The 4,438-nt window shown below is 62.6% G+C and carries 4 protein-coding genes and 2 pseudogenes; 2 read left to right on the forward strand and 4 right to left on the reverse strand.

All coding sequences use genetic code 11. The annotated features are described in order from the left end of the window. Positions 1-171: 171 nt before the first annotated feature. Positions 172-294 (reverse strand): hypothetical protein, encoded by a 123-nt coding sequence (locus WCE35_RS00980; RefSeq protein WP_424591479.1) that lies wholly within the window; start codon positions 292-294, stop codon positions 172-174. Positions 295-663: 369 nt separating this feature from the next. Further along, entirely contained in the window at positions 664-1,914 is a 1,251-nt protein-coding gene (locus WCE35_RS00985) for a class I SAM-dependent methyltransferase (protein ID WP_424591480.1), read from the reverse strand. Between the two features lie 260 nt (positions 1,915-2,174). On the opposite strand from WCE35_RS00985, the gene WCE35_RS00990 reads away from it, so the two are divergent. Both WCE35_RS00990 and WCE35_RS00995 read left to right on the forward strand, forming a co-directional pair. After that, complete coding sequence (locus tag WCE35_RS00990; RefSeq protein WP_424591481.1) at positions 2,175-3,170, forward strand: hypothetical protein; 996 nt, start codon at positions 2,175-2,177, stop codon at positions 3,168-3,170. A gap of 24 nt (positions 3,171-3,194) precedes the next feature. Then, positions 3,195-3,326: pseudogene (locus WCE35_RS00995) on the forward strand (TetR/AcrR family transcriptional regulator); the annotation flags it as partial. 81 nt (positions 3,327-3,407) lie between these two features. Here WCE35_RS00995 and WCE35_RS01000 read toward each other — a convergent pair. Together WCE35_RS01000 and WCE35_RS01005 are read right to left on the reverse strand one after the other, a co-directional pair. After that, the gene (locus tag WCE35_RS01000) at positions 3,408-4,118 is read right to left on the reverse strand and encodes a hypothetical protein (RefSeq protein ID WP_424591482.1); all 711 of its coding nucleotides are present in this window, start codon (positions 4,116-4,118) and stop codon (positions 3,408-3,410) included. Positions 4,119-4,287: 169 nt separating this feature from the next. Continuing rightward, positions 4,288-4,438: pseudogene (locus WCE35_RS01005) on the reverse strand (50S ribosomal protein L9); the annotation flags it as partial.

Here is a 4,438-nt window from a genome sequence, read left to right on the forward strand (position 1 = left end):
GCTTCATTCCGCTTGACGGGTTTCGGCCAAAATCGGGCGACGGCTTGGCCGTGCCGCGAAACCGCTCACATTTCGACGAAAAATTTCGGCGCAAGCTGAACCCGGTCGCCGCATGGACTTACCTATCCGAGGGCGAGGGGGCGTGTTCGAAGCGGTTTGTTAAGCGTTTGATCAGATCAAGAGCAGGTAGATCAGCGCGATCAGGGCCATTCCCACGCCGGTGGCGATCAAGGCGTAGTCGGTCCGGATGTCGGGCTGCGGATCGAACGATGCTGGGCGGGGTCTCTCGGCCATGGCGGAAGTCTACGGAACGCCGCCGAGGCGCTCTGTGAAACAGATCACACTCGCCGGATTTTCTTCGCGGCATGATGGATGGGTAAGGAAATCGGGAACCGGTTGGCAAATTCCGGGTTGGTAGGGGAAAGGCAGGCAACGTAATGGGTTCGCGAGCTCACACATGGCGATCGGGAGGCGGCGACAGCATTTGGCTGTCGAGGCTGATCGACACCATGGAACAAGTTTCGCGTGTGGAAATTCGCGCTGTGCCGATCGACCGGGTGGTGCTCGCCGCCGTTCATGCGCATCTTGCCCGCCCCGCGTCGGCTTACGCCTGTTGCGGTTCGGCCTTCGGTCCGCGGAACTGAGATTTCAATCCCTGTTGGTCTATTCGCCAGCCAGTTGCAGTCGCGGCTGGGCGTTGCGTTCGCGCCCGCGCAGCCGCGCTTCCTCTTGCGCGACATAGTCGCGCGTCATCGGCACCACGCCCTGGCGTTTGGCGAGCTGGATCTGGAAATTCATCAGGTTCTGCTTGCGGAACGACATTTCCGAAGCCGCCAGGTAGAACTCCCACATCCGTGCAAAGCGTTCGTCGTAGAGCCGCACGGCCTCCTCGCGCCTTGCCGCGAAGCGTTCGCGCCAGGCCTTCAGCGTCTCCGCGTAGTGCAGTCGCAGGATCTCGACGTCGCAGACCAAGAGGCCCGCGGCCTCGATGGCCGGGAAAACTTCCGACAGGGCCGGGATGTAGCCGCCGGGGAAGATGTATTTCGTGACCCAGGGGCTGGTCACATCGGGGCCGGTCGAACGGCCGATCGCGTGCAGCATCATGATGCCATCGTCGGTGAGAAGTTCGGCACATCGCCTGAAAAAGGTTTCATAAAAGTCGACGCCGACATGTTCGAACATGCCGACCGACACGATGCGGTCGAACGGGCCGGGAACGTCGCGATAATCCTGCAGCAGGAACCTCGCCGATTGCGCCAGGTTTCTCTCGGCCGCGCGGGCGTTCGAGACCTGCAATTGCTCGGTTGACAGCGTCACGCCGGTGACGTCGGCACCGGTCATTTCAGCGAGATAAAGGCCAAGGCCGCCCCAGCCGGAGCCGATGTCGAGCACCCGGTCGCCGCGCCCGATCAGGAGTTTTGCGGCCAGATGGCGCTTCTTGGCAAGCTGGGCGTCGTCGAGCGTGGTGTCCGGCGCCTCGAAATAGGCGCAGCTATATTGCCTGTCGGCATCCAGAAACAGCGAATAGAGCCGGCCGTCGAGGTCGTAGTGATGGGTGACATTGTTTCTCGACCGGCCGGGCGGATTGAACTGGCGGGCATGCCGCGCCAGATAACGCAGCCACCATTGCAGTTTGGCCCAGCGCGGAACCATTTCGGGCTGATCCAACAGGATCGCCAGCGCGTCCGCGATCGAGCCATCTTCGACCACGAATGTGCCGTCCATATAGGCTTCGCCCAAATGAAGTTCCGGATTGAGGAGGATCCTGCGCTCGGCGTCCGCGGTCACAAACCGCACCGAAACCGGCTGGCCGGAGCCGTCGCCGCAGGCAAATCTCGACCCGCTCGCGGTCGTGAACGTCATCGCGCCGCGGCGGACGAATTGTCCCAGGAAATAACGCAACAAACGATCCATCGGAGCACCAAATGGAACGACAGGCCGTTACCCTCGAGGCACACTCGGAAAGCTTTTTCCAAAGCGCACCAACATCAACATAATAAGGATGATCGTTGTCCGCTAGTGCGTTGTAGTCAAAGCGGATAATCTGAAATATGGCGTTGGTATGGATGCGTCATGGATGCGCTTCCATTCGCGCCGTAATCGGCTAAAAGGTGACCGCTGCAACCGTGTCGCGCGACCCGGGAAAGGCGATTTCCTATTCTGGAGAACTGGGGATGTTGGGCCGAGCGCTCAGTCTGGCGACGGTGACGCTTCTGATCGGCTGCCTGGCGACGGGATCGGCGCACGCGCAGGCGACCAATCTCGAAGCCGGCAAGAGCCCTTCCCAGATTTTCGCGGGCACCTGCAACGCCTGCCATAAGAGCCCTCGGGGTCTCCTGAAGAACGTCCCGGCCTCATCGCTGCCCGGCTTCCTGCGCCAGCACTACACGACCAGCAGCGACATGGCCTCGGTACTCGCGTCCTTTTTGGTGTCCAATGGCGCCAACGACACGCGCTATCAGGCCAAGCAGGATCAGGCCAAGCAGGGCAAGGACGCCAGGCAAGAGGCAAGACAGGAGGCCAAGCCTGCCGGCCAACCCGGCCAGCCGGATCAGCTCGATCGCCTTGGCCGCCAGCAGCGTCCGCCGGCATCGATACCGGAGGCCGCGAGGCCCGACGCCGACGGGCCGCCGCCGCAAGGCGAGGGCGGCCGTCCGGGCCGCAGTAGCAAGCGCCTGGCCCGGCCGGGCGACGCTCCGGATGCGGCAATGCCCTCGGATGGTCCGGCTGCGACCGACTCCAGATCGGGTGCCAGGCAGAAGCTGAGCAAGCGAGGCAAGCCTGTCGAGGAACCGCCCAAATCCGAAACCGCGAAACCCGATGCAGCCAGGGAAGAGGCCGCAAAAGGCGAAACGGCCAAGGCCGACGCGGCCAAGGATAACGTCAGGGATAACGTCAGGGGCGAGGGCGATAAGCCTGAGGCCGCCAAACCCGCCCGCGAAGGTAAATCCGAGACGGCCAAGGCCGATGCGCCCAGGGAACCCGGTGGTGGCGAACCAACGCCATTGCGGCCCGATCCGGTGCCACCGGTGACGCCAGCGCCGACCATGAGCGGCACGCCAGAGCCGGCTGCGAGCCCGTCGGCGGCATCTCCGGCGGTCACGGCTTCGGTCCCCCCGCTGTCACCGATCGCCCCGGCGGGACCGCCCGCACCCCCGATCTCGCAATAAATCCGGCGACAGCGATTCGGCGGCGCCCGCGAAGGCGTGGCGCGGCTGATCCGGGCGTATCTGGACTGGGTGGTGAACAACCGGCGCGAGGCGCGCTATCTGTTCGAGATTTCCCGCGGCGAATGGACCGAAGACGTCCGCGGCGCCCAGCGCGCGCTGGCATCGATTGCGATGCTCGACGAGATGCGCCCACGTTAGGCAACGTCTCTGGTCAGCCCTGCAGCATCGCGTCGGCAATCAGAAATATGGCTCGAGGAAATGGCCGCGGTCACCCCAAAACTGGCACCATCGTCCAGCCGCGGCGACGATGTGAAGTTGGCCTTCCGGCGAATCGCAATCGTCCGGTGAAGTTGCCGGCATCTTCAGATTGTTTGTTCTTGCATATGTGTCGGCGCTCGCGAGGAGGTCCGTTCCAAACCTTGAAAGGTCGGGCGCGAACTTCACTTCGTATGAAGATTCAAGAAGTCGATTGCCAATGACGGGACTGCACGACTTGAGAAACTGGCCGCGAAAGGAAAAGCGCTCCACGTAGTCGGCCATTGCGCCATTGCTGTAGAAAGGGATGCCGTCACAAGGTGGAACCAGGCTGACGACGTAGTAGCCGCGCATTTCGCGGCGCCAAACTTCGAGAGGCTTCTCGATGTTGCGGGCCGCGTGCATCTGTTCCGCCCAATCATCCGCAATGGGATCGTAACCGACCCGAGGTGCATTGAGCGTTTCATAGGCTGATATGCCGATCTCGTCGTAGCGTTGCCTCAGGGCCCTGCTTTCAGCCTCGCTCGGGGCTGGTCCGGCGAAGATCTCCCGAAAGCGAGACCATCGACCGCTCGAGACGCGAGCACGATCGGATTTCGCTACTTTGTCCCACAGCAGCGTCTGTACGATAGTTCGGAATTCCGTTTCGTATCCCGGCTTCGGCTTGTTGCCGGGAAGCCAATCGAGTCCCATCGCATGTTGCCCCGATATTGGTTGCCATCCAAATTATAGCGCCGACCAGCCGAGGGCACGATTCCTTCGAAAAGGACTTTCGAAAAGGACATTCTTTCGAAAAGGCATTCTTTCGAAAAGGCAGCCCGGCGCTGATAGCGCCGGGCTTTGGTCTGTTGGGCCAGCCGCATTACTTCTCGGGTGCAGCCGGCGCCACGTCGTCGTGCCGGGCTTCCGGATCGAAGAATTCGCCGGCGGCGGCCAGCGCCTCGGCGGCGGCGTCCTGGTCTTCCTGACGGGTCGAGATGTCCTCGCCGCGATTGATGCGCGCGGCCTCGTCG

The sequence above is a fragment of the Bradyrhizobium sp. genome (assembly GCF_049691595.1).
Lineage (GTDB): Bacteria > Pseudomonadota > Alphaproteobacteria > Rhizobiales > Xanthobacteraceae > Bradyrhizobium.

Excerpts from the sequence above, each read along its gene's own strand:
- WCE35_RS00980 (WP_424591479.1), bottom strand. The coding sequence starts at position 294 with ATGGCCGAGAGACCCCGCCCAGCATCGTTCGATCCGCAGCCCGACATC.
- WCE35_RS00985 (WP_424591480.1), bottom strand. The coding sequence starts at position 1,914 with ATGGATCGTTTGTTGCGTTATTTCCTGGGACAATTCGTCCGCCGCGGC.
- WCE35_RS00990 (WP_424591481.1), top strand. The coding sequence starts at position 2,175 with ATGTTGGGCCGAGCGCTCAGTCTGGCGACGGTGACGCTTCTGATCGGC.
- WCE35_RS01000 (WP_424591482.1), bottom strand. The coding sequence starts at position 4,118 with ATGGGACTCGATTGGCTTCCCGGCAACAAGCCGAAGCCGGGATACGAA.